Origin of the sequence: Shewanella sairae, assembly GCF_023283535.1 — a bacterium.
Lineage (GTDB): Bacteria > Pseudomonadota > Gammaproteobacteria > Enterobacterales > Shewanellaceae > Shewanella > Shewanella sairae.
Genome location: NZ_JAKILT010000036.1, coordinates 1 through 23992, shown reverse-complemented (window position 1 = coordinate 23992; position 23992 = coordinate 1). Strand labels below are relative to the sequence as shown.

Sequence of the window (23992 nt, the reverse complement as noted above, 5' to 3'; positions counted from 1 at the left end):
ACCTCTAAAATGATTGCCTTATTGTTAAACCCACAAAAAAACCGACAGTTATTCGCTTTAGCGCTGCCGATGATTTTATCAAACATCACTGTGCCGCTATTAGGTTTAGTCGATACCGCCGTTGTTGGACATCTTAGCAACGCCTATTATTTAGGCGGCGTGGCAGTTGGGTCAACGATTATAACCTTAATTTTGTGGTTGCTAGGATTTTTACGCATGGCAACCACAGGATTAGTCGCGCAAGCCTATGGCGCAGACGATACTCAGCAACAATTTAAGCTGTTAGTGCAAGCGGCAAGTTTAGCGCTAATGTTTGGTATCGCCGCCATTGCACTGCAATGGCCGATCCTCAACTTAGCCATGGCAATGTCTGATGCCAGCGTAGAAGTAGAGCGCTATTGCCGCGAATATTTTCAAGTCCGTATTTGGTCTACACCATTTGCACTAATGAACTTAGTGATGCTCGGTTGGTTACTCGGCCGCCAGCAACCTAAAGCCGCCATGTGGCAGCTAATTGTGGCTAACTTAGTCAATATTATTCTCGACGTACTATTTGTACTGGTACTTGGCTGGGGCGTTAAAGGCGCGGCATTAGCCTCAGTATTTGCCGATATATCAGGTTTCTTAGTCGCACTCACTATGGTGAGAGGACAGCTTAGTAAACTAGGTGGCTTTAAACTATTTACAGTGGCTAAGCAGCTATCACTACAGAGCTACGGCAAGCTAATGAGCTTAAACACCGATATTTTTATCCGTAGTTTATGCTTGCAACTGTCTTTTGCCTTTATGACTTTTTACGGTGCCGGCCTTGGCGACAATACCGTGGCCGCCAATGCGGTGTTACTCAACTTATTAATGCTGATCTCCTACGCCTTAGACGGCATAGCCTATTACGCTGAGGCTGAAGTAGGTAGAGCTTATGGGCAGAAAAATAGCCGTTTAATGCAGGAGTCTGTCACCTTAGCTTGGGCTTGGTCGGCGATAGCGGCTATTGGCTTCACGCTGTTTTTTGCCTTAGCAGGTTCCAGCATCATCAGTATGTTAACCAGCTTAACCGAGGTGCAAGCCGTGGCTGAACAGTACTTATTCTGGGTGGTATTTCTACCATTACTGGCCTTTGGGTCTTACTTGTTTGATGGTGTGTATATTGGCGCAGCCAAAGGTAGCATCATGCGTAATAGCATGATTTTATCAACGTTTGGTGTGTTCTTTCCGACTTGGTATTTACTGCAATCTAATGGCAACCATGCACTTTGGGCGGCAATGAGCTGCTTTATGCTAGCGCGCAGTGCCTCTTTATCGCTACATTACTGGTTTAGACTAAGACAAGCACTAAACTAGCAGTAAATCATCGCTATCAATATAAAAATCAGACATAAAAAAACGCGACCTAAGCTTAGAGTCGCGTTTTTTATAGCAAATAATACCAGAGTCTTACTGGTAAGAGTGCTCACCGTGCTGGTGCTCAGTCACGTCTTTAACGCCTGTTAGCTCGCTTGGGAACATATCAAGTAGTTGCTTCTCGATACCATCTTTCAGCGTCACATCAACCATAGAACAACCATTACAACCACCACCAAACTGCAGTACAGCGATGCCGTCTTCAGTGATCTCAACTAGCATGATGTTACCACCGTGGCTAGCAAGCTGTGGGTTGATTTCAGACTGGATAACGTACTCAATACGCTCTTGTAGTGACGCATCGTCAGACACTTTACGCATTTTAGCGTTAGGTGCTTTCAGCGTTAACTGTGAACCTAGTTGATCGGTAACAAAATCGATTGTCGCTTCTTCAAGGAAAGGAGCGCTCTTTTCGTCAACCATGGCATTAAAGCCGTTAAACTCTAGCTCAGTGTCGTCAGCTTCAACAGCATCTGGTGGGCAATAAGATACACCACACTCAGCTTGCGCAGTGCCAGGGCTGATAACAAATACTCGAATGTGAGTTCCTTCAGGCTGATCTGATAACAATTTAACAAAATGCGCCTGAGCTGCTTCGGAAATGGTAATCATGAAAACATGCTCCGTCAGGGATAAACCTGAGTGTTTTAGTAAGAATTAGCCCTATAATACTCTTACTCTGCATTCCTTTGTAGCCCCTAATGCTCACAGATTAAGAATTAACACGAATCTGATCACAGTTTTTTATCTTCCCCTAGAGTGGTTTTGTCGCCTACGAGCTGTTAATTTAACAACAATATTATAAATATAACGAAAAACTCCATGTTAAGAATCGGTCTTGTTGTTTTGTGCGCTTTTTTGATGTTACCCGCCTTTTTTGCTGAAGCAAAGAAGACGCGTCTAACCGATAATCCACTCTATGGCGTTGCAACAATCAGTCCTGAGGAGTTTCTCGGTTATCCACTTGGCGAACGCCTATTACGTCATGATCAAATCAATTACTACCTACAGCAAATAGCCCAACAAAACCCGAGAGTGTCTCTCGAAGATACAGGGGTTAGCCATGAGGCAAGAAAACAGCTTACCGCGGTGATTACCTCGGTTGAAAACCAAGCCAAACTCGATGACATCTTAGCTCAACGTCAACAAGTAAAATATGGCGCACAGCAAGATGGACCACTGATTATTTGGTTAGCTTACTCGATTCATGGTGATGAAATTAGTGGCGCCCACAGCGCAATCAAACTCAGCCATATGCTCGCCACCAGCGAAGAAAAATGGGTAACCAATCTACTGAATAACGCCGTTGTGCTGATTACTCCCAGTCAGAACCCCGATGGTCTAGATCGCTTTTCCACTTGGGCCAATGGTTATGCTGGTAAAGTCGCGGTTAGCGATCCCAACCATAAAGAACACAAGCAAGGTTGGCCATCAGGCAGAAGTAACCACTACCTAGCAGACCTTAATCGTGACTGGCTGTTCCTGCGTCATCCCGAATCTCAAGGTCGCGTTGCGCTATTTCACCGCTGGCAGCCCCATTATGTTGGCGATTTCCATGAAATGGGTCATAACCACAGTTATTTTTTTCAGCCAGGTGTTCCCGACAGAACGCACCCTCTCACCCCTGCAGCTAACCAAAAACTCACCGCCAAGTTAGCCGCGTATCATCAAGCTGAACTGGACACCAAAAAGCAGGCCTACTTTAGCCGCCAGCTGTTTGATGACTTCTTTTATGGTAAAGGCTCAACCTACCCGGATATTAACGGCGCGATTGGCGTGCTGTTTGAACAAGCCAGCGCTCGCGGCCAGCAACAAGCATCGGTAAATGGCTTAGTGACGATGCAAGAAGCCATCGATAATCAATATGCCACTTCAATTTCAAGCCTCAAAGGCGCACTGGCATTAAGGTCTGAGCTAGAACAATATCAAGCTGAATTCTTCGAAGATAAACACCAAAAGGCGATGAAGAAAAAGCCTCGCCAAGCTGGGCTACTAATGAGTACCAGTAAAGACAGTGGCCGCATAAAAGTGCTGACCCAATTACTTGCTCAACATCAGATTGAGTATTACTACCTCACTAATCCGCTGTCTCAGGGCGAGATTGATTTTGCGGTCAATAGCAGTATTTTCATCCCCAACAACCAAGCTCAATCTGCATTGTTAACTGCCATGTTTGATGACAGAACCGAGTTTGTTGACCCAACTTTTTATGATATTTCCACCTGGAACTTACAACACGCTTTTGACTTAACCTTACGCCGTAATGTGAAGCTTGAATTAAGTGTGCTAAATCAGACAGCGCCTAAATTTACCGTTAATCAGTGGGATGATAAAGCGGTAGCACTACTTATCAATTGGCAACAAAGCCAAGCGGTTTTATTGCTACAACAGTTACTTGAACAAGGTGTGCTCGTTAAGTTTGCCGCTAAACCTTTTAGCATCAAACAACAGAATAAAAATACCGATTTTGCTGCTGGTAGCCTGCAAATCCCTCTCAAGCAGGATAAGTTTTCAGCCAGCGACATTAATAAGTTAGTGGCAAAGCTTGCGCAAAAGTTACAAGTTGATGTTGTCGCTACCAATACTAGCTCTGCTAGCGCAGGAATCGATTTAGGCAGCCCTGATTTCAAAGTGATTAAACCGATTAGGCCACTGCTCATTAGTGGCAAAGGCACCTCAATATCAGAAGTCGGTCAATTATGGTATTACCTCGATAACACCTTAGGCGTTGCCACCACTATGGTTGATATTAATCAGCTCCCGAGCATTAACCTCAGTGACTACAGCCATGTATTATTCGCAGATGGCCGCTACCAAACATTAGATGAACGCTTTGCCCGTAAGCTCGGGCAATTTGCCAGCGAGGGTGGCGTCATCATCGCTCAAAAAGGTGCGCTCAATTGGCTAAGTCGCGCTAATTTGCTCAAAACGAACTTACGCAGCGATCGTTTTTACAAACAACTTTTTGATGCAGAGGGGCTAACCTTTGATAAAAAGTCAAAGTTCCGTGCCAAGCAAGCCATTGGCGGTGCGATTTTAGAGCTTAAACTCGATACTAGCCACCCGATAAACTTTGGCTTACCTAGTGACAGATTACCTATACTAAAAAACAAAGTATTAGGGTTTTCGCAGGTTACTGGCGACTTTAGCGTGGCAGCTAAATATGCCTCACAACCGCTACTAAGTGGCTATTTAGCCCAAGAGTACCAAAGTAGTTTTAGCAACAGTGCAGCAATTATTGTGGAGTCACATAATAAAGGCGCAGTGGTAGCACTCGCAGACAACTTACTGTTTAGAAATATCTGGCTAGGCAGTGAAAAAGTTTACGCCAACGCGCTCTACTTTATCCCCGCCTTACATTAGCGATGAAGTGAGTAATAAAGTGAAATCAAGAGCGAAGTGAATAATGAAGTAAACAATAACTAACTTACGCCCGGTGCCTCAGCCCTCGCGAGGCACCACACTTGTACTTGAATATGTTGGCGCTGAAACAGCTTAGCGATCTCCTTAACTGTGGTGCCCGTTGTCACCACATCGTCAATTAAGGCGACTCGCTGCCAATTAAACCCATCACTAAGCGCAAACGCACTATTTAGGTTTTTGCGGCGCGATTTACCGCTTAGCCCTGCTTGAGGCTGAGTATCTCGAACGCGAAAGAGCATATCGTCGATTAACGGAATATTAAGGCGTTTAGACAGCGTTTTAGCAATAATCCACGCTTGATTAAACCCTCTTTGTCGCAATCGATTACGGTGCAAAGGCACAGCGATTAATACTTGTGGACGTTCAACTAAGCCTAGCCCCTCTAAATGAAACAACCGCTGTACCAGTGCCTCAACAAGCACATCGATGACTGCAAACTGCGCTTGATACTTTATCTGCCCAACCCAGTGACCTATACCATCACGATAACGACAAGGCGCAATGACCTGTATTGTCGGTTTCAACATACACTGACCACAAAACGCCATAGGTAACGCCATTTCACGGCCACAACCTAAGCAGATCTCGGTTTGGTAGCTGCTCGCCTGCAAACACACCTCACACAAACCACGTTGCTCAGAGTTAATATGTTGATGGCACATCAAACAGCGATTGGGTAACATAACCGCCAGCCATCTATTCCAAGGTATTTTGTTGATAGATGAAATCCTTTTCTATTATCTACACACCCAGCGAGATCGCGATGAATCAAAATCAGCTACACATTGAATCAATTGGCCAAGGCCCAGATCTCGTTATCCTCCATGGCTGGGGTGTTAACAGCGCCGTATTTTCGCCATTAAAAGATGCTTTAGCTGAGTATAGAGTCCACTATGTCGATCTGCCGGGATTTGGTTATAGCCAAGCAGTAGAAGGCGGCATTCAAGATTGGCTTGCCGCCATCATGCAGCAGGTACCCGATACTGCGATTTGGACAGGCTGGTCACTCGGCGGCCTTGTGGCAACACTTGCAGCGATACAATACCCAGAGCGAGTGAGCGCCCTATGCACCATAGCATCGTCACCTTGTTTTATGGCACGGGAAGACTGGCCAGGGATCCCGCCAGAAGTACTGGGACAATTTGCTAGCCAACTAACCCAAGATCTTGATAAAACCGTCGAACGATTTTTAGCGATTCAAGCCATGGGCAGCCAAACGGCAAAAGCGGATATTAAGCAATTGCGTGAGTTAGTGCTCGCTCGCCCACAGGCACATCAAGGCGCTCTAGCCCAAGGGCTAGATATGCTTGAAACCGTGGATTTACGTGCTGAAATAGCTGCAATTAAGCAACCTTGGTTAAGAGTTTGGGGGCGACTCGACGGGTTAGTACCACGCCGCGTCGTTAACGCTATGCCACAGCTTGAACACAGCCAAGACCTGCTATTGCTTAAAGCTTCCCATGCGCCATTTATTAGCCATAGCGCTGTGTTTATTGAAGCTTACTTACTGTGGTTAAACACAGCGCGGTTAAACACTCAGGCAAACAGTACAGGCTTAGGCTGATTTAATTTCAGTCATTAGTACTCGAGTAAAACTTTATTTTTGCGCCCGAATTGATTAATATTTAAACATAAATATTAATCAAGAAAATAGGTGGGACAATAAAATGTTAGTGGTCACCAACTATCCTAATGTGCCTATTGCGACAACCAATGCCGCAACAGATGCCGCACGCACGGATAGTCAACAACGACCACCAATAATCCCACCACAACAGCCAACTAAAGGCCATGAAGAACGCGCCTTTAATCCGCAACATGAACGTACAGCCGACCAAACTCAGACTCAAGCCAAGCTGCGTGAATCAGTACAAGATAAACAGCAGGGCCAATCACAGCAACAAGAGCAATCTGGCCAAGAAAAACAGAAACAAAGCCAAGCACTTAACCTAAAGCAGCTTTTAAGTCAGCGAGCGCCACTCAAGCGCAGTGATATTAAATTACCGGTACAACAGCTGCCCGTTAGCGAGAAAGAAGCCAATAAACACCCTATGCCTGATGAATCACTGCAGTTTTATCAAGACTTTGGCATACGCATTGAAGCCTTTTATCAGCAGCGCACAGAGCCTGATTTACTACCGACATTTTTAGAAACTGCCTAACGTTTTAAATCAACGACCAAATACTTTACAACCCATAAAAAAACCGACACGCTGAGTTGTCGGTTTTTTATTTGGCTTGTGGCTTATTTAACGGCCACCAAAATCCAGCGTTACACTGTTACTTTTTCAGTTTAGCGAACGCATCAGCAAAAGCATTACCCATGGCGGCATTGGCCTGCTGTTTTGGCTTATGCGTCTTTTGCTGTGGACGTTGATTAGCACCTTTATTCGGGGCGCCTTTGTTATGGTTGCTTGCTGGGCGCGGAGCACTCTTAGGTGCATCACCAGCTTTGTCTTCAAGGCGCATGCTTAAGCCTATACGACGACGCTCTGCATCCACTTCCATCACTTTAACTTTAACGATGTCGCCCGCTTTAACCACCTTATGTGGATCATCAATAAACTTGTCGGTCATTGACGAGATATGCACTAAACCGTCTTGATGCACACCAACATCAATAAAGGCGCCGAAGTTAGTCACGTTAGTCACAACGCCTTCTAAGATCATATCTAGCTTAAGATCTTTAATTTCTTCCACGCCCTCTTTAAAGGTCGCAGTTTTAAATTCACCGCGTGGATCGCGTCCCGGCTTATCAAGTTCTGCCAGGATATCGGTTACCGTTGGTAAACCAAATTCACTGGTAATGAAATCTTTGGCTTCAAGCGCTTTTAGTAGCTCTGAGTTACCGATAATTTCAGCGACTGATACGCCTTTCGCTGTGGCGATAGACTCGACTAAAGCATAAGCCTCTGGGTGAACAGCCGAGCTATCTAGCGGGTTATCACCTTCAGTAATACGTAAGAAACCTGCCGCTTGTTCATAGGCTTTAGGTCCAAGGCGCGCAACTTTAAGTAGCGCTTTACGGTTATTAAAGCGACCTTGTTCGTCACGGTGAGCCACAATATTGCGTGCTAAGGTTTTATTCAAACCAGCAACCTGAGCCAGCAACGGAGCTGACGCCATATTCACATCAACACCCACGCCGTTTACGCAATCCTCAACTACAGCCTCTAGTGAACTAGATAGCGAACTTTGACTAACGTCATGCTGATATTGACCCACACCAATGGCTTTAGGTTCGATTTTAACTAATTCAGCTAACGGATCTTGTAAGCGACGAGCAATAGAAACTGCGCCACGAATAGAGACATCGATACCAGGGAATTCTTCAGAGGCCAGCTCAGATGCCGAGTAAACCGATGCGCCCGCTTCACTCACCATAATCTTGGTCAGTCTTGGCAAATCAGCTTTAACTTGGCTAATCAAATCAGCAGCTAGCTTATCGGTCTCCCGTGATGCAGTGCCATTACCAATCGCAATTAACTCAACCTTATGCATTTTCACAAGATTAGCTAGAGTTCTTACCGACTTGTCCCACTGGTTTTGTGGTGCATGTGGGAAAATAGTGGTGTGAGCCATCAGCTTGCCGGTGTCGTTTACAATCGCCACTTTCACACCAGAACGTAGACCAGGATCTAGGCCCAATGTCGCTTTAGCTCCCGCTGGTGCCGCCATTAACAGGTCACCCAAGTTGCGCGCAAACACTTTAATCGCTTCTTGTTCGGCGGTTTCACGCATACGGCCCAGAAACTCAGTTTCCATCTGCAGGGCAATCTTCACTTTCCACGTTGCCGCAACCACTGTCTTTAACCAAGTATCGACAGCTGTGTTACTTAAGCCAAGCTTGAAGTGCTCGATAATAATCACTTCACAGTAACTCGCCTGCTTTGGCTCTTGCTGTGGATCCGCATTGATATTAAGGCTTAGCATGCCCTCATTACGACCACGAAGCATCGCCAGCGCACGATGTGAAGGCACTTTAGTTAGCTTTTCAGTATGTTCAAAGTAATCTCTAAACTTAGCGCCTTCTTTTTCTTTGCCCTTTACCATACGGCTTTCAAGCACAGCATTTTGCTCTACTTGAGTACGGATTTTCTGCAGTAGCTCTGCATCTTCAGCAAAACGCTCCATCAAAATGAAACGCGCACCGTCGAGTACCGCTTTGGCATCGCTAAAACCAGCAGCTACATTGATATATTCGCTAGCCTTGGCGTCACAATCAGCTTGGCGGTTTGCCAATAAGAAATCAGCTAACGGCTCTATGCCTGCCTCAATAGCAATTAAGCCTTTGGTGCGGCGCTTAGGCTTATAAGGTAAATACAAATCTTCTAGGCGAGTTTTACTATCAGCTGCATTAATGGCTGCTTTCAGCTCGGGCGTTAACTTACTTTGGGCTTCAATGCTCGACAAAATAACGTTACGACGATCATTTAAATCGCGTAAGTAACTAAGACGACTGTTTAATGTGCGTAACTGCGCATCATCTAAGCCACCCGTAGCTTCTTTACGGTAGCGAGCAATAAACGGTACGGTCGCACCATCATCGAGTAATGAAATAGTATCGGTAACTTGTTGCTGGCGAACGTTAAGTTCTTCAGCGATGAGCTGTGCAATATTTTGCATAAATAGAAGTCGAGCCTAGTTGATAAAGGAGGTTTTGCCAAAGATACCACAGCACATGGCTTTGGTTAATGCTAATACTAAGGCAATTATGCTATTTGCGCCGCGGAACAGCGGCGCACGTGTAACAGAAGCTAGAGAAACTACTCGAAGCCTTGATAGGAAATGCGATTGATATACCAAACCTGTTCACCGTTTGGGGTCTTGATCACCGCTTCGTCATCGACTTCTTTTTTCAGTAAGCCACGCGCCATAGGCGAATCAATCGAAATATAGTCTTTGCGGCCAAAAATTTCATCGTAACCGACAATTTTAAACTGCAGTTTATTGCCATCATCATTTTCAATTTCAACCCAAGCCCCGAAAAACACCTTCCCTTCTTGCGCCGGCGAGTAATCAACCACTTGTACATTTTCGAGAGTTTTACGCAAATAACGAACTCTACGGTCTATTTCACGTAGTTTTCTCTTGTTGAAAGTGTAATCTGCGTTTTCGCTTCGGTCGCCTAAACTAGCAGCCCAGCTAACAATTTTAGTAATTTCAGGTCGATGTTCACGCCAAAGATAGTTCAGCTCTTTTTGTAATTTTTCGAAACCTTCACGGGTGACGATAGCGGTTCTCATAAGTTCTACTTTCTAAACAGAGTTAATCAAATTAGATGGACGAAAAGCATAGCACAGATCTGACTAGGCTCAGCTATTCGCTAGCTAAATCGTTCAGTTAAAACAGGCTCGAAACAAAGCCCTATTCAATTTGCTTACAATTTCAAACTGAGAAAGAAAATAACCAATTTATCCCTATATACAATAGCTTAGACTGGGGCGAAACCGAACTCAAGCCACACATTAACCTTTAAGTTAAAATGTATGCTAGTCATTAACATATTAAAACAGCTATATTAGGACGAATAGCATCAATATCAGCCATTTTCCTAGAGTAATACTCTGCTTTACGGGCTAGAAAAAAAGAACAAAGGGACCTGAGCATGGGACAAGAAACCTCTAAAATTCTCGTTGTAGACGATGATATGAGATTGCGCGCGTTGCTAGAACGCTATTTGATGGAGCAAGGTTATCAAGTGCGCAGCGCGGCCAATGCTGAACAGATGGACCGATTACTCGAGCGAGAAAATTTTCACCTACTGGTGCTAGATCTTATGTTGCCTGGCGAAGATGGCCTGTCTATCTGCCGCAGATTGCGCCAAACAGGTAACCCAATTCCCATTGTGATGCTAACAGCGAAAGGCGACGAAGTTGATAGAATCATCGGCTTAGAATTAGGCGCAGATGATTACTTACCTAAACCGTTTAACCCAAGAGAGTTACTGGCACGAATTAAAGCGGTTATGCGTCGTCAAACACCTGAAGTACCAGGCGCACCTACTCAGCAAGAAGAAGAGATCACCTTTGGTGAATTCTCACTTAATCTTGCGACTCGCGAAATGCATCACGGTGAAGAAAGCATTGCGCTCACTAGCGGCGAGTTTGCTGTACTCAAAGTATTAGTCAGTCATCCGCGAGAGCCATTATCTCGTGACAAACTAATGAATCTCGCCCGTGGCCGTGACTACTCAGCACTAGAACGCTCTATTGACGTGCAGGTTTCTCGACTGCGTCGACTCATTGAAAAAGATGCTGCTAATCCACGTTACATTCAAACCGTATGGGGTCTTGGCTACGTGTTTGTGCCCGACGGGCAATCACGCAAGTAACGCTATTTATTGAACCTGAGCCTTATATAACGGTGGCTTTCTAACTGTGTCTTTAAACAAGCGATGGTGGCAGCGCTTCCTGCCGCGTAGCTCTTTCAGCCAAACTGTCATGTTGATTGGCTGCCTGCTACTGACTAACCAGTTAGTGTCTTATATCTCGGTGGCGGTGTACTTCATCAAGCCTAGCTATCAGCAAATTAACCAGCTGATTGCTAGGCAGGTTAAGCTACTGTTTGTAGGTGGAGTCGATATTGATCGTAAACACTTAACTATGGTTGATGCGCTCAATGCAAAAGTGAGTGACGATGCCATGCACTTTTACAATCAAAAACAAGCTCGAGAAGCTGGAATCGAGCGTGCTACCTACTACAGCTTTTTATCGTCACAGATGTCCGAATATCTCGGTGGAGAAGCAGAAGTCCGCATTGCTCAAGGCGAAGAGTTTGAAATCTGGATCCGACCGCCACAAGCGCCCTCTATCTGGATTAAAGTGCCACTGACAGGGCTTAATGAGAAAAATCTATCGCCACTCACCTTGTACCTAATGGTCATTGGCGCATTAAGTGTAGCCGGTGGTTGGTGGTTTGCCCGCCAGCAAAACCGTCCACTACGGCGCTTACAAAAAGCCGCGATTGCCGTGTCACGGGGCGACTACCCCAAACCTTTGCCTTTAAGTGGCTCAAGCGAGATCGTGGAGGTAACTAATACCTTTAATCAGATGTCTCACAGCATGAAGCAGCTAGAACAAGATCGCGCACTCTTAATGGCGGGGATCTCGCACGATTTGCGCACCCCACTGACCCGTATTCGCTTAGCCTCTGAAATGATGGTTGAGGAGGATCAGTATCTAAAAGACGGCATAGTCCATGATATTGAAGATATGGACGCCATTATCAATCAATTCATCTCCTATATTAGGCAAGATCAAGAAGGCACCCGAGCCCCTTCGCAAATTAACACGCTGATCCAAGATGTGATCCAAGCTGAATCAAATCGCGAAGGTAGTATCGACTCCGAGTTAAGTGAGTGCCCGGTCATTCCTATGCAAGACATTGCTATTAAGCGTGTTCTTAGTAACTTGGTCGAAAATGCTTATCGCTATGGCAATGGCTGGGTCAAAATCAGCTCTCAATTTAACGGTCAATTTGTCGGTTTTAGTGTCGAAGACAATGGTCCCGGTATTGAAGAGCAGCAAATCCCTAAACTTTTTCAACCCTTTACCCAAGGAGATACCGCTCGTGGCAGCGTGGGCTCAGGCTTAGGCTTAGCGATTATTAAACGTATTGTGGACAGGCATCAAGGTAAAGTGATCTTAACCAATCGCAGCGAAGGCGGATTACACGCCCAAATTTGGCTACCTAAAGAGTAATCCGCTTCAAGATGAATTAATCTATTGTTTCTTGTAATTTTTTTGTAACTCAAATGCCATATTCTATCGCCACTTTAAAAAATTGGCGTGGAATATGAAAATCTCAACTCTTTCTCTCTCAGCCTCAGCGATTCTATTACTTATCGCCGCATTGCTCGCTGGCGTCGTGTTTTGGAGTAGTGACGAACGCCAATTTATCGAGCAACAAACCTCAGAACTGCAGCAGATCCAAACCACCTTTTTAGTCGAGATCAGACGCGATCTTGATAGCTATCTATCCACTGGAAACGCTGGACAGCTTGAACAGGCAAAGCTCAACTTAATCGCTATTCAAAAGCAAATCAGCCAGCAAGTAGGTGTTAACACTGAAGAATTGCAGGCCACACTTAACCGATTTATCCAAGCACTAGACAATGAATACCGCGCGGCAGGAAAACTCGCAGGTAATCCGCGTCAGCTCTTAGCCCATGCTGAGTCAGAAATGATAGACAATAATCGACGTCTTGCCGATTATGCCTTTCAAGGCCAAGCGGAACATCCGCAACTTGCGGATAAATACATAGCTTTAACGACTCGTCTGCCACCAATTATTTATGAGCTATCTCAAGTCACATCGAGCTACTTAATAGACAAGGAGCAGCGTTTAAAGTCGATTTTAGCCAGCCTAATAACCGAGCTTGAGATCTGGCATGACGAACTTAATACCTTAGTACTGCTTGGCATTTATCAAACGATAGAAGCTGATGAATTTGCTTTAGGTGATGCCGAAGAGGAACAAGTTGAGGTTGGTGAAATTTACCGAAATGAGCTACTAAGTTTGACTAAACGCTACAATAAAGAAGTCGCTAATACCCATGCATTGCTGATTGAAAACCAACGCACACAGCAAGCACTCATTAAAGATGTCGCGATTATCGAACAGATCTTGTTGAACTTAGGCAGCCAACAAGAAAAACAAAACCAGCTGTTAAAACAAGAACTCATGATCGCGATCTATACCATGGTCTCGATCCTTATCATCTTTGCTATTGGGTATTTTATACTACAACAGCGACGAGTCATTAAACCGCTAAAACACCTAAATAACGCCTTTTCAAAACTAAGCGAATCCAATAGCCGCGAACGTTTAGCGATTCATCGCCGCTGTGAAACTGGGCAAATCGCAGGACACTTTAACCAACTGCTGCAACGCTTTGAAAAAGAAGATGAGCAACAAAGAACACAAATCACCCAAGTATCTCAATCTCTCTCACAATTAGTGGAACGAATTACAGACATTTCTGCAAGCGCAGAACAAACTCAAAGCATAGTCTTAACAGCGCAAAGCCAAACCGAACAAATTCGAGTACTCGCCAAAGATGTTAGCCTCACTACTGAGCAGGTAGAGCAAAGCGCTCAACAAACTATGGTGCAAATGCAAAAAAGTCAGCAAGAATCACAAGCTGTGCTCGATGCGACGGCACAAACAGAAACAGCAGTGCAACATTGTCATCAGTCATTAGCTAGCCTAACCACTTCGGTTACCGACGTTTCTAAAATTATTGATGTAATAGGTAACATTGCAGAGCAAACCAATCTACTCGCGCTAAATGCTGCTATTGAAGCAGCAAGAGCTGGCGAACAGGGTCGCGGTTTTGCCGTGGTAGCAGAAGAGGTGCGTAATTTATCTCAGCGTACACAATTATCGCTGAAAGAAATTATGCAAATATTGAATCAACTGACACAAGCAAACAGTGACTTAGACACAAGAGTGCAAGGAATTGAAGAAGCGACCCAAGCGCAGAAATCTCGCGCTCAAAGCTTATGGCAAGTCGCTCAAAGTGTACAAACACAAGCTAGTGAAATGGTGAGTACGGCTCAACAAGGCGCTAATAGCACACTTGAACAAGTCGCACATCTAGATGAGTTTGTGACAGCAATGCAGAGCCTAAAGAATCATGCTCAAGCCGCGTCGCAGCAAAGTGAGGTAATTGCCAGTGAAGTGCAGCAAAGCGTTGAGAATATTGAAGTGAGTTTGGGGATTAAAACAGCCTAATGAAAAAAGGAGCCAGCAGCTCCTTTTTACTAATGCCGAGACATTTTAAAGCGTGGCTAAAATCGCTTCAGCGGTACTGACTTCAAATGATTTTGGCGCCTCAACATTCAACCTAGTGACCACTCCATTATCAACCACCATGGCATAACGCTGTGAACGAATACCACCAAAGCCTGCAGTATCCATTTCCAGGCCAAGGGCTTTAGTAAAGCTTGCATCACCATCGGCAAGCATCATTAGCTCAGCAGCATTTTGCGCTTCGCCCCACGCTTTCATCACAAATGCGTCGTTAACCGAAACACAAGCGATAGCATCAACACCCTTAGCTTTTAATTGGTCAGCCAATACTACAAAGCCTGGCAGGTGCGCTTCAGAGCAAGTCGGTGTAAATGCGCCAGGTACAGCAAAAAGTACAACTTTCTTATCTGCAAAAAACGTTACTACATCATGGTTAACCATGCCGTCTTTAGTCAGCTGAGCCAATGTACCTGCAGGGAGTGATTGTCCTTGTTCGATCATGGTTTTTATCCTTTATAAAAGAGACAGATTTTAGTTATCTCATCCTAGCCCAGTTATGGGTAAACAAACACAGATAGAATACAAGGTTATAGCTTTCACATTTTCCAGCTATAAACTTTAGCCACTCACCCTTCCAGAGCTATTGGCAAGGAGCTTTTACTAAGTGACAAAATGTTATTCTCCTAATATTGTTCTAGCGCAAGTAAGTTAGAGAACTATCACATCAAGGGTACAAAATGCTATTATTAGTCCCAGCTAGGTTAAACCATGACTAGCAAACTCATTGCGAGTCAGCAATTTAATCAATAATTTTTTTGTACTAATTTTTATATCAGCTTTTGTATTTGCTTTCTTACATTAGCATTTAAAAGTCAGTTACACCCTTTTTAAAGCCTCACTTAAGGTCAGTTAGCCATGCCATTGCCAAAAGATAAACTCCCTATCGATAACAACCAAATGCTACGCGATTCAGAATATGAAACGCCTGAGTTAGCCATGGTCGAAGTGAGCCAATCGGTTGAGCAGCTGACAAATGCTGAAGGTGAGGAACAGGCTGAGCTATTCGACGAGATGCTCGAAGAAGCAGAGTCTGGTACTGTGGCGCTGTTATTAGAGTCGTTACCGTTAGATGAGCGTTACGAGCGCTGGTTACAGGTTGATTCTGACGAGCGCATTGCCGTACTAGATTTAATGCGCGCCGATCCGCGTAACGGTATTCTAGATGAGATGCCAGAAGCTGAGCTCGACTTACTGTTCTCGCAAATATCACCTGAAGACTTGATTGAGTGGAGTGACACTTTATCTGACGCGATGACCGAACGTGCGCTGTCGCAAATGGGTGAACGCCAACGTCAGCACTATGATCGTTACGACCAATACTCTGAAAATGAAATTGGCCGTTATGCTGAACACCAATTTTTAGCACTAAACCTCACCTCTACGGTGTCTCAAGCTCAGCGTTTTTTCCGTCGAATCAAGCTTGACTGTAACGATCATGTGTTTTTGCTCGATGATGACGACAAATACATAGGTAGTGTTCGCCGTCATGATGTATTTCGCGCCGCGCCCGAAAGCACGTTAGAAAGCTTACTATGGGAAGACAGTCGCTCAATCTTGGCAGATGCAAGCCTAATTGAAGCTGCAGAAGCGATTGAGCACAGTAACGAATTAGAAATCGCCGTTGTTGATGCTAATGGCATCATGATTGGTCGTATGACGCTACGTACTGCAACAGCACTGGTTCGAGAGCATTATGAAGCCCAGCTAATGGCAACCGCGGGTATGGACGAGGATGACGATTTGTTCGCGCCGATTACCGTAGGTGCACGTCGCCGCGCCGTTTGGCTTGGGATTAACTTACTCACCGCATTTTTAGCCTCAGCCACAATTGGCCTGTTTGAAAATGTATTAGAGAAAGTTGTCGCCCTAGCGGTATTGATGCCAATCGTCGCCTCAATGGGCGGTATCGCTGGTAGCCAGTCGCTCACCTTGATGATCCGCGGCATGGCCATGGGACAGATCTCCTCGGGTAACTTTATGTCGCTACTAAAGAACGAACTGGGGATTGGGATCTTAAATGGGGTACTGTGGGCAACGGTGATAGGCTTAATTGCAGGCTACTGGTTTAACGACCCGATTATCGGCACTGTAATTGGCGCGGCCATTTTAATTAATATGGCGGTGGCGGCAATTGCGGGTGTGGTTGTACCTATGATTCTACAGAAGATGAATCAAGACGCAGCGCTATCTGGCTCGGTGATTTTAACCACGGTGACTGATGTGGTCGGCTTCTTCTGCTTCTTAGGTTTAGCTTCAATTTTGTATTTATACTAACAGTTGGATTTTCTGAGCACAGAAACCACAAAGCCTAGCTAACAGCTAGGCTTTTTTATGCGCACTATTCATTCTTTGGTTTTTTCTCTTGCGGCACCAATCTCACCGGCACTCCCAATTTAACTAAATAATTGAGAATATATCGGCCGCTCCAAACCCAACCACTTAATGGAATGAGATGACTATCCACTCCAATTAGCTTTATATCACCGTCGATAGATAAACGTAGCGGAGCACTATCTTCGGCTCCAACTTGAACATCGGCGTGACTAATATAAGCGATTTCGGCGCATGATATCTTTCTCGAATCATGGCCATTTATGCCGGGAGTTAGCAGCCAAGTTGCATCTTTAGTGATGCAAACGGACTTAAAGGTTCGAGACTTAACATCACTATAAAAGCTAAATATGTAGGCCAAACAAGGCAGGGCGAGCATGATAAACGCAATGACCATCATAAACACCACGCCCCCATCTGACATTGACTCAGTCCTGTAAATAACATCACCGAACTTATTTCGATAGCGGCCAACAGGAAACATAAACTTAAACAGGCCTGGCAGCCAAAAAACGTAAGCGTATAAACCAGTGAAGCTCAATAAAAATATCTTTACTCCATCACGCCATGACTTTTTAGTGATTGTGTGGCCCGTCATCATGGATAGGTGCTGATTGAGCTGCGCAATAACCGTTTTGGCATCATCACCTTCGAACGGATCTTCCTCAAGCGAGATAGTGCCAACAAACTCAAGTTGCCGCTGTGTAGCTTCATCTTGCTCAGTTAAAACCTCCGCTGGCAGGGGTAATATTTCAGCGGGCTGTTTAACCATATAAATATCAAACCTTTGCAGTAGCAAACAGTTAGACTGTTTGTTCTCCAGCAGTAAATACTTCTCTACCAAGGGCAAAACAAGTTCGTCCTGACGATGCAAGCGTCTGTAAATCAATACAGATAGGCAGATTTGATAGGCCACAATTACCAGCATTAGTATGCTGATATTAGCCAAAGCATAGATATCGCTCGCTGCCACAATCACAACGAAACAACCCAATACCCATTTATCAAAGCTAGATATTTGCGCCAACTTTGATATTCGTAACGCATCATCTTTAAGGTAAATGTGTTGGCGTAACTTAGGTTTAAAAACAAAACTGATGATGACATAAAGCGTTGCGAAAATGGTTAGCACTAGCGAAATAGCCTGAGCACCATAAAAACACGCCCCAAGTAGAAAGCCTAAACCAATCACTAACGAGGCTTTCTGGAACATGCTTCGCGTAAAAGGGGTGAGAACTGTATCTTGAATACTGGCGACTGTGTTCACTACATATCCCACGCTTATCCGATTGGCACTATGGCATCGATTAACTTACCCAAAAAGGCAGGCTCATCTTGGATAAAGCTATTCTTCTTATGCTCTATCAGTGTCAATTGAGGTAATTTGGCAGTTAAAATCAAATTCATCAATTCTCGTTCTGGCGGATATTGATAAAAGAGCTTACCCGTTACATAAGCATTATCTCGCTGCCACTCAGCGAACGATTTAGAAAAACCAGCAGCTGTTGGCATACAGATTTGAGCAAATAACACAGGGTCAATATAGCGAGCGAAGTTATAAAGGCCGTGTAACTCGAGCGCAAAACATTTTTCCAGTGTGCTATTTACCCGGCTGCGGGCAAAGCCAAGACTAGCTTGCTGCAATGCTTCACTCGCGCGATGACTATCACCTAGCATCAGCGCCACTAGAAAATTGATAACCGCAGCATCTAACACTGGCAGTTTCTTTTGTAAAAATTTTGCCGCTAAAGCTAATGCTTCTGTTTGCTTAGCACTATCTTGATAATACAGTGAAGTAATGAGGTTCAGCGCGGGGGCGTTGTAGTAGGGATACTTGCAAAATGGTAAGTCTGCGGGTGCAAATGTATGCATTATTTCAAAATCATTAGCTGCAAAAGCTGCCACTATATTGTGATAAAAACTGCTGTGATCTGTGCCACCAGCAGTGATGGCGCTCGATAATAGCCTTTGCCTTGTGGACTGAAAGATAACGTCATTGAGCATCTGACAATCTTGGGTGGTGAACGCTTGATAACATCCAAATAGCTCAATCGGCTGAGTATCTCGTAAACATCTCGCTATCGCCTTCGGCAAGTCATCTCGATTTACAAGTAACTTAACCGTGTCTTCTGGCTCAAGTTCAACGCTATATAATTGCTGCAACTCATCCCATGAACGAATGTAAGGGTATGTCTCAGCAAAACCTTGCTGGCGTTCTTCGGCAAGTTTGTTATAAAGGCTTAGGTACTTTTGTGCATTATCCATAATATTCTCAATCCCTCACCCACTATGTCGATGTAGCGGCGAAATCAGCAGGGATAAAAGCGATACCGCTAACGCCGGCTTGCTCTAGAGCGAGTTTGACTCGCTCATTGACATAATAAACCAGTTTGTAATTCGACAGAGTGAAGCAGTCATGAGTGATTGCGCTACGTAAAAACTTGTGTTTATCAAGCTTCTCATCCGACACCTTAGCATAGCCACCAATCACCTCTTTAAAACGTTTGGCATTAGACGCCACAGCATCAAGTAGATCATAATCTGCGATGCAATTCATAAATGCAAAACTGTGGTTAACAGTGTTAGCGTACACCTCAACAGGCACAAACTGTATTCCGGTAAAACCGTTTATCTGGAAGATACTTTGCACTCTTTTGCTAGCCACAAAGCCAATACCCAGTTTTAAAAAGTCAGACATTGCCCGGCCTTCATAAAAAGTATCAAGGCTGACAACTGGCGGCGTAGCAAATGATTTAGGCTCGGTGTGATAAAAGTTGAGCTGCTGAGGTGGTTGCTCTGTGAAGCTCGCTTCGTCAGCTTCAAATACTGCAGACAACAAATAATAATTCATAAACAAATATACTCAGCAACCACTACTGAGCAAATGGTCTCTGATAATATCATGTAAATCAATAGCATTTACTTATCAGATCCGCGCTAACTTACTATCGAATAATACCGTCAATTGGATATAACCTAGCTTTTCTGGCGTAGAGAGTAACAAATATGGGGCAACAAAAAGCCCCTTATTAACGAGTTGTCGCTGGAAGCATAACCTGACATAGGCTGCTTTCAGCTTTCAATAACTTAGCTTAAAGATATAACCATATACTGACATAAAATATAACCATAAGCTGACAAATTGGAACAAGCTCAAATAAACGAGAATTGTAATATGTACTTTTATTACGGGAGGTAAAAACTAACTTTTGTCACCTCGTTTTGAACTGGATACCTAGTGCCACCTAAATTAGAACACCAGGAAACACATCTATTTGGAACTTTAGAGGCTCCTTTAAATTAAAAACCTCAACCGTATTTGGCAAGTCATAGTTACCAAATGGACTCAACCTAGAGTACGAATAATGTATAACAGAACTTTTGTCCTCTAGGACTTTCCCTGTAAGGCATTTAATCACAACCTCAATAGCTACCTCCAACTCACCTTTAGCTTCTAAGTCGCGAACTAACCTTACAAGTTTTCGGTAAAAGACTATAGCCTCAATAGGCTCTGTGGGCAGTTGTTCTCCCAACCAATAAAAGTTTTCCTGAATAGATTTATTAAAGCCAATAAAATTATGGTCAACTGCACTGTTTAACGGTGAAAAAAAATCAGATAAGCCTTTTTGCTCAACCGGTAATCTTTCCTGAACTTGACTATATATAATCTCCGGCAAGCATTCTTTAGTGAACTTTTTAAGAGCTTCATATGATTGACGAACAGTTGACGCTTTTCCAAAGCGCCCTTCTGTTTCTTTCACAAAGAGCTCTGTTTTTTGCCTTATTGTTTGCCTTCGTTGTTTTTCTTGCTTAAAGCACCAATGAGAAAAATGCATCCCTCGTTGCATAACAACAAATGAAGCCGTAGTGCGCTTATTGAATACTTGAGTACAACTAACTAGACTCCAATGTTGAAAGTTCCACAACCCAGAAATATAGTTTTCAGAGTTTCTCATCCTAAAGTGGTTACTCCCCCTCCAGGTTAACTCTTTAGATTTTTCAATGTGCTCGAATGCTGCATCAGAAACAGCACTAATAAAATGACGGTAATAACCATCATTAAGTGCTTTGATAAATTCAGATTTTTGAAAAGATAGTTGTAACCGCTCTTCACACAAGCTCTGTGCCAGTGATTCATCATACGACTCGGAATTTTCAGCTGAAACTTGAGGATGAACAGTGCAATCGGCCACTGTAATGTCCGTAACAATTGGAGCGAATCCAGCAGATTGAATACGCTTAAAATTTAACGCCTTTTCAATAGCTTCTACATCTTCCTTTAGCTTATTAGCGACTTTTTCCTCAATAGCACGATTAAATGAATGAATGAGATCATGACGATATTTACTCGCGCTAACCACATCCATTTTTGTAGGATACTTAGTCTGACCAGAGGTAATAGAATCTAAATAACTAGAAACGACATCCTCACGTAAAGTCAGAAATTTATCGTTATCAAAGCTATTCAAGTTAGCTATCTTTTTGAGCAAATCATTACCATAACGGTATGCACGCATGATGAGATGATGAGGATAACCCAGTCTATAATCATTCAAGTTTTGAAAATCAAAATCCTCCATTAAACTAGGTAAAATCTTCGTCTCTATATTTATAACCTTAGCGTCCCGAACTCTAACTATTTGCTGCTTAGACTCCCGCTCAGTTCTCTCCTGTTGACGCTCGAAAGCATTGACTAAATATGTATTATATTTATCACCATTATCTAAACAACCAAGTAACAAAGAAACCGCTTCCCACTTCAATTCATCCCCTGTATTTGCATAAGAATTAAAGATGGAGCGATTGGCTTTTACCCAATGATTTACGTCAGAGTTAGAAAAAATCTCTTCAATTAAACGATCAACTTTTTCAAGAATCTCTCTTGACGATTTATCGTGCTTGATCCGTTCAACAACCATTAGTAACTGCATCCACTCGGCAATTACTCCATTTTTAGCATCTTCAAATGGATTGCTGCGAAAAAGGTGACGGTGGTTAAGGATTGTAATCAACGTTCTTTGCTGTAAATCATAACCATCCACTTTGGAATTTTGGCCTTCAGAAAGGTCTTTCAGCATAAATATAAATACCTTCTACTACATATAAGCACTATTTCAAGTGGAACCATTAAAGAATAAATACGTTTAGTATCACATAGATATTCACGAAGAGGTAGTTAAGCAGCTTTTAACTATAAAATCCACAAAAAACAATTAATGACAGTCTAAATGATTGAGAAAGTTAGGTTTAGAGGTACACTTTTAGCTGTCCATTACAAAACCTAGGAAAAGAACTAATGACCAATTTAGCCAACACCATTCGAGAAATTAGATTACGTTCATTTACCACATTTGTGGCTCGTGTAAATGCTTTGAATAACCACAATGATAGCTACCACTTACAAATGGCTATACATGAGCATGGAGAGCAGGCAGTCCTAGTTGAAATGAGCCATCAAATAGCACAAGAAGAATCAATATCATTTACAGAGGCTTCAAGAAAAGCTTCTCATTTTATCGAGTACACGCTCAACGCGTCCCTAAAAAGAGGGTTTGGAAAATCAGTACGAGATACGTTGAATGATTCAACCACTAAAAGAGGACATTAAAAATGTACAAGAATAATGAAAATCATAGCCCATGCTGTGATTGGTGCGATGAGATAGCAACACTAGTGTCAGATGAAATCAGTTTATGCGAGGACTGCCAGGACCAGTATATCCAAACATATGTAAAAGATTAAATACCCAAACTTGTACGTAGGATGACTTCATCATGCTACGTACAAAAAGCTAAAACAGCAAAACGCTAAGAGCATGACACCCCACAAAAAAAGACAAATAAAAACAATGACAAAAGAGAGTTGCTGAGGGGGTTCATGGAGTTTGGTGTTCAAATTCATCTCCAAACAAAAATTACCACATAATTGGCTACTCGATGTTACTAGTTGTCCCTCTAGTCCAAACCGAAGTCAACTTAGGTAGGAATAACATTCGGCTATACGGAATCACTAAGTATCTCCCCTACGGCAATAGCATTCTGCATGATTAAGAATTTTTTTCTCAAACACTTTCTTTTTCACTAACCATTCTCTCCTGAGATTAAAATATAAAGCTAACGCCCTGTTAAAGGGCCTATAATGTTTAGCGAAACCGAACCAAACTTTAACAGTCCCGCTTGAACACCTTATTATGTTTTTATTTTACTAGATTGAGAAACAGATCACCGTAGCCCCAAATTAGCGTGCCTATTATTGCGAGTATAGCTGCAAGATACTTCATCTTTTCAATGAGAGTACTATATTTATTTTTCAGATTATCTTCTGTTGCCATATCATCCCAAGTTTGCCCATCAGGGCTTCGAGGTGATGAATAATTACCTATTTTAAATAATTTAAATTCTACCCATACTGCGAATAGCACCATCAATGATCCGCTTCGCTGAAACCATACGCCTGGATTGTCATCTACTTTAAGGCAACCATGCCAAGCTAAAATAGGTAAAACAACAGACAAAATGTACAGTGGGATTGATGTAAGTAATTCCTTTTTTATTGATTTATCTGATTTGGTAAAGTTCACAAAATCTCCGAAAAACATAACGGTATATAAGGCTGAATTCCGCATAAGAATGGTCTTAATAAGAACAGGTCCGCAGCACTTGGCGAATACTCAAGACTAACAATAAATCACTATATCAACAATTAGTTACAACATAAAAAGAACTGATACCCAGTTTCTCTGCCTGAATGAGACCAAGAACCTCCATCGTTACATAAAGTGCAATATTCACGCAGGAAGAAAGTCATTAGGCTCCGGCCTATATGTTAATTCGGGGGCAGGTCTTGTATCTTGCTCCCCACATTAACTTCTCTATTGCCAAAGCTTTACTTGTACTATTTACCATTTTGATTCGTGAAAATGATAAAGGGGCGTGCGACATGAGGTCGTATGAAGCGCTGTCCACCGCTTAATAGAGTGGACCATCTGTATCACCAGATGAACCTAGGAGCCTGAATAAAG

At 43.4% G+C, this 23992-nt stretch carries 19 protein-coding genes; 9 read left to right on the top strand and 10 right to left on the bottom strand.

From position 1 onward, the window contains the following. The first annotated feature begins 9 nt into the window (after positions 1-9). The gene (locus L2748_RS14995) at positions 10-1341 is read left to right on the top strand and encodes an MATE family efflux transporter (RefSeq protein ID WP_220778293.1); all 1332 of its coding nucleotides are present in this window, start codon (positions 10-12) and stop codon (positions 1339-1341) included. A gap of 93 nt (positions 1342-1434) precedes the next feature. Here the strand turns inward: L2748_RS14995 and nfuA are convergent, their stop codons facing one another. Further along, complete coding sequence (gene nfuA, locus L2748_RS14990; protein ID WP_220778295.1) at positions 1435-2013, bottom strand: Fe-S biogenesis protein NfuA; 579 nt, start codon at positions 2011-2013, stop codon at positions 1435-1437. Positions 2014-2223: 210 nt separating this feature from the next. On the opposite strand from nfuA, the gene L2748_RS14985 reads away from it, so the two are divergent. Next, positions 2224-4764 carry a M14 family zinc carboxypeptidase gene (locus tag L2748_RS14985; protein ID WP_220778297.1) on the top strand — a complete coding sequence of 847 codons (2541 nt, stop codon included), beginning with the start codon at positions 2224-2226 and terminating at the stop codon, positions 4762-4764. Between the two features lie 59 nt (positions 4765-4823). Here L2748_RS14985 and L2748_RS14980 read toward each other — a convergent pair whose 3' ends face one another. Then, positions 4824-5507, bottom strand: coding sequence for a ComF family protein (locus L2748_RS14980; protein ID WP_220778299.1), 684 nt, complete (start codon positions 5505-5507; stop codon positions 4824-4826). Between the two features lie 80 nt (positions 5508-5587). Here L2748_RS14980 and bioH point away from each other — a divergent pair, with 80 nt between their 5' ends. Both bioH and L2748_RS14970 read left to right on the top strand, forming a co-directional pair. Continuing rightward, positions 5588-6388, top strand: coding sequence for a pimeloyl-ACP methyl ester esterase BioH (gene bioH, locus L2748_RS14975; RefSeq protein WP_220778336.1), 801 nt, complete (start codon positions 5588-5590; stop codon positions 6386-6388). A gap of 103 nt (positions 6389-6491) precedes the next feature. Further along, positions 6492-6986: a hypothetical protein gene (locus L2748_RS14970; RefSeq protein WP_220778303.1), complete on the top strand. Its 495-nt coding sequence runs from the start codon at positions 6492-6494 to the stop codon at positions 6984-6986. Between the two features lie 118 nt (positions 6987-7104). Here L2748_RS14970 and L2748_RS14965 read toward each other — a convergent pair whose 3' ends face one another. Both L2748_RS14965 and greB read right to left on the bottom strand, forming a co-directional pair. Further along, positions 7105-9450 carry a Tex family protein gene (locus L2748_RS14965; protein WP_220778304.1) on the bottom strand — a complete coding sequence of 782 codons (2346 nt, stop codon included), beginning with the start codon at positions 9448-9450 and terminating at the stop codon, positions 7105-7107. 140 nt (positions 9451-9590) lie between these two features. Next, positions 9591-10070 carry a transcription elongation factor GreB gene (gene greB / locus L2748_RS14960; RefSeq protein WP_220778305.1) on the bottom strand — a complete coding sequence of 160 codons (480 nt, stop codon included), beginning with the start codon at positions 10068-10070 and terminating at the stop codon, positions 9591-9593. Positions 10071-10432: 362 nt separating this feature from the next. Between greB and ompR the strand changes: the two genes are divergently transcribed. From ompR to L2748_RS14945, 3 genes are all read left to right on the top strand, one after another. After that, positions 10433-11158 (top strand): osmolarity response regulator transcription factor OmpR, encoded by a 726-nt coding sequence (ompR, locus tag L2748_RS14955; protein WP_220778309.1) that lies wholly within the window; start codon positions 10433-10435, stop codon positions 11156-11158. Between the two features lie 46 nt (positions 11159-11204). Then, the gene (gene envZ / locus L2748_RS14950) at positions 11205-12527 is read left to right on the top strand and encodes a two-component system sensor histidine kinase EnvZ (RefSeq protein ID WP_220778313.1); all 1323 of its coding nucleotides are present in this window, start codon (positions 11205-11207) and stop codon (positions 12525-12527) included. A gap of 94 nt (positions 12528-12621) precedes the next feature. Then, positions 12622-14562 carry a methyl-accepting chemotaxis protein gene (locus L2748_RS14945; protein ID WP_220778315.1) on the top strand — a complete coding sequence of 647 codons (1941 nt, stop codon included), beginning with the start codon at positions 12622-12624 and terminating at the stop codon, positions 14560-14562. 45 nt (positions 14563-14607) lie between these two features. On the opposite strand, the gene L2748_RS14940 is transcribed toward L2748_RS14945, so the two are convergent. After that, positions 14608-15081: a peroxiredoxin gene (locus L2748_RS14940; RefSeq protein WP_220778316.1), complete on the bottom strand. Its 474-nt coding sequence runs from the start codon at positions 15079-15081 to the stop codon at positions 14608-14610. 414 nt (positions 15082-15495) lie between these two features. On the opposite strand from L2748_RS14940, the gene L2748_RS14935 reads away from it, so the two are divergent. Beyond that, positions 15496-16914 (top strand): magnesium transporter, encoded by a 1419-nt coding sequence (locus L2748_RS14935; RefSeq protein ID WP_220778317.1) that lies wholly within the window; start codon positions 15496-15498, stop codon positions 16912-16914. Positions 16915-16978: 64 nt separating this feature from the next. Here the strand turns inward: L2748_RS14935 and L2748_RS14930 are convergent, their stop codons facing one another. From L2748_RS14930 to L2748_RS14915, 4 genes are all read right to left on the bottom strand, one after another. Beyond that, positions 16979-18238, bottom strand: coding sequence for a hypothetical protein (locus tag L2748_RS14930; RefSeq protein ID WP_220778318.1), 1260 nt, complete (start codon positions 18236-18238; stop codon positions 16979-16981). Positions 18239-18252: 14 nt separating this feature from the next. Continuing rightward, the gene (locus tag L2748_RS14925) at positions 18253-19236 is read right to left on the bottom strand and encodes a hypothetical protein (RefSeq protein ID WP_220778321.1); all 984 of its coding nucleotides are present in this window, start codon (positions 19234-19236) and stop codon (positions 18253-18255) included. Between the two features lie 22 nt (positions 19237-19258). Further along, positions 19259-19822 (bottom strand): imm11 family protein, encoded by a 564-nt coding sequence (locus L2748_RS14920; protein ID WP_220778322.1) that lies wholly within the window; start codon positions 19820-19822, stop codon positions 19259-19261. Between the two features lie 394 nt (positions 19823-20216). After that, positions 20217-22049 carry a hypothetical protein gene (locus L2748_RS14915; RefSeq protein WP_220778323.1) on the bottom strand — a complete coding sequence of 611 codons (1833 nt, stop codon included), beginning with the start codon at positions 22047-22049 and terminating at the stop codon, positions 20217-20219. Positions 22050-22267: 218 nt separating this feature from the next. Here L2748_RS14915 and L2748_RS14910 point away from each other — a divergent pair, with 218 nt between their 5' ends. Next, positions 22268-22579 carry a hypothetical protein gene (locus tag L2748_RS14910; protein WP_220778324.1) on the top strand — a complete coding sequence of 104 codons (312 nt, stop codon included), beginning with the start codon at positions 22268-22270 and terminating at the stop codon, positions 22577-22579. Between the two features lie 588 nt (positions 22580-23167). On the opposite strand, the gene L2748_RS14905 is transcribed toward L2748_RS14910, so the two are convergent. Next, a complete protein-coding gene (locus L2748_RS14905; protein WP_220778325.1) occupies positions 23168-23551 on the bottom strand; it encodes a hypothetical protein in 384 nt (127 codons plus the stop codon). Between the last annotated feature and the right edge of the window lie 441 nt (positions 23552-23992).

Coding starts and splice junctions, on each gene's coding strand:
- L2748_RS14995 (WP_220778293.1), top strand. CDS start 10: ATGATTGCCTTATTGTTAAACCCACAAAAAAACCGACAGTTATTCGCT.
- nfuA (WP_220778295.1), bottom strand. CDS start 2,013: ATGATTACCATTTCCGAAGCAGCTCAGGCGCATTTTGTTAAATTGTTA.
- L2748_RS14985 (WP_220778297.1), top strand. CDS start 2,224: ATGTTAAGAATCGGTCTTGTTGTTTTGTGCGCTTTTTTGATGTTACCC.
- L2748_RS14980 (WP_220778299.1), bottom strand. CDS start 5,507: ATGTTACCCAATCGCTGTTTGATGTGCCATCAACATATTAACTCTGAG.
- bioH (WP_220778336.1), top strand. CDS start 5,588: ATGAATCAAAATCAGCTACACATTGAATCAATTGGCCAAGGCCCAGAT.
- L2748_RS14970 (WP_220778303.1), top strand. CDS start 6,492: ATGTTAGTGGTCACCAACTATCCTAATGTGCCTATTGCGACAACCAAT.
- L2748_RS14965 (WP_220778304.1), bottom strand. CDS start 9,450: ATGCAAAATATTGCACAGCTCATCGCTGAAGAACTTAACGTTCGCCAG.
- greB (WP_220778305.1), bottom strand. CDS start 10,070: ATGAGAACCGCTATCGTCACCCGTGAAGGTTTCGAAAAATTACAAAAA.
- ompR (WP_220778309.1), top strand. CDS start 10,433: ATGGGACAAGAAACCTCTAAAATTCTCGTTGTAGACGATGATATGAGA.
- L2748_RS14945 (WP_220778315.1), top strand. CDS start 12,622: ATGAAAATCTCAACTCTTTCTCTCTCAGCCTCAGCGATTCTATTACTT.
- L2748_RS14940 (WP_220778316.1), bottom strand. CDS start 15,081: ATGATCGAACAAGGACAATCACTCCCTGCAGGTACATTGGCTCAGCTG.
- L2748_RS14935 (WP_220778317.1), top strand. CDS start 15,496: ATGCCATTGCCAAAAGATAAACTCCCTATCGATAACAACCAAATGCTA.
- L2748_RS14925 (WP_220778321.1), bottom strand. CDS start 19,236: ATGGATAATGCACAAAAGTACCTAAGCCTTTATAACAAACTTGCCGAA.
- L2748_RS14920 (WP_220778322.1), bottom strand. CDS start 19,822: ATGAATTATTATTTGTTGTCTGCAGTATTTGAAGCTGACGAAGCGAGC.
- L2748_RS14915 (WP_220778323.1), bottom strand. CDS start 22,049: ATGCTGAAAGACCTTTCTGAAGGCCAAAATTCCAAAGTGGATGGTTAT.
- L2748_RS14910 (WP_220778324.1), top strand. CDS start 22,268: ATGACCAATTTAGCCAACACCATTCGAGAAATTAGATTACGTTCATTT.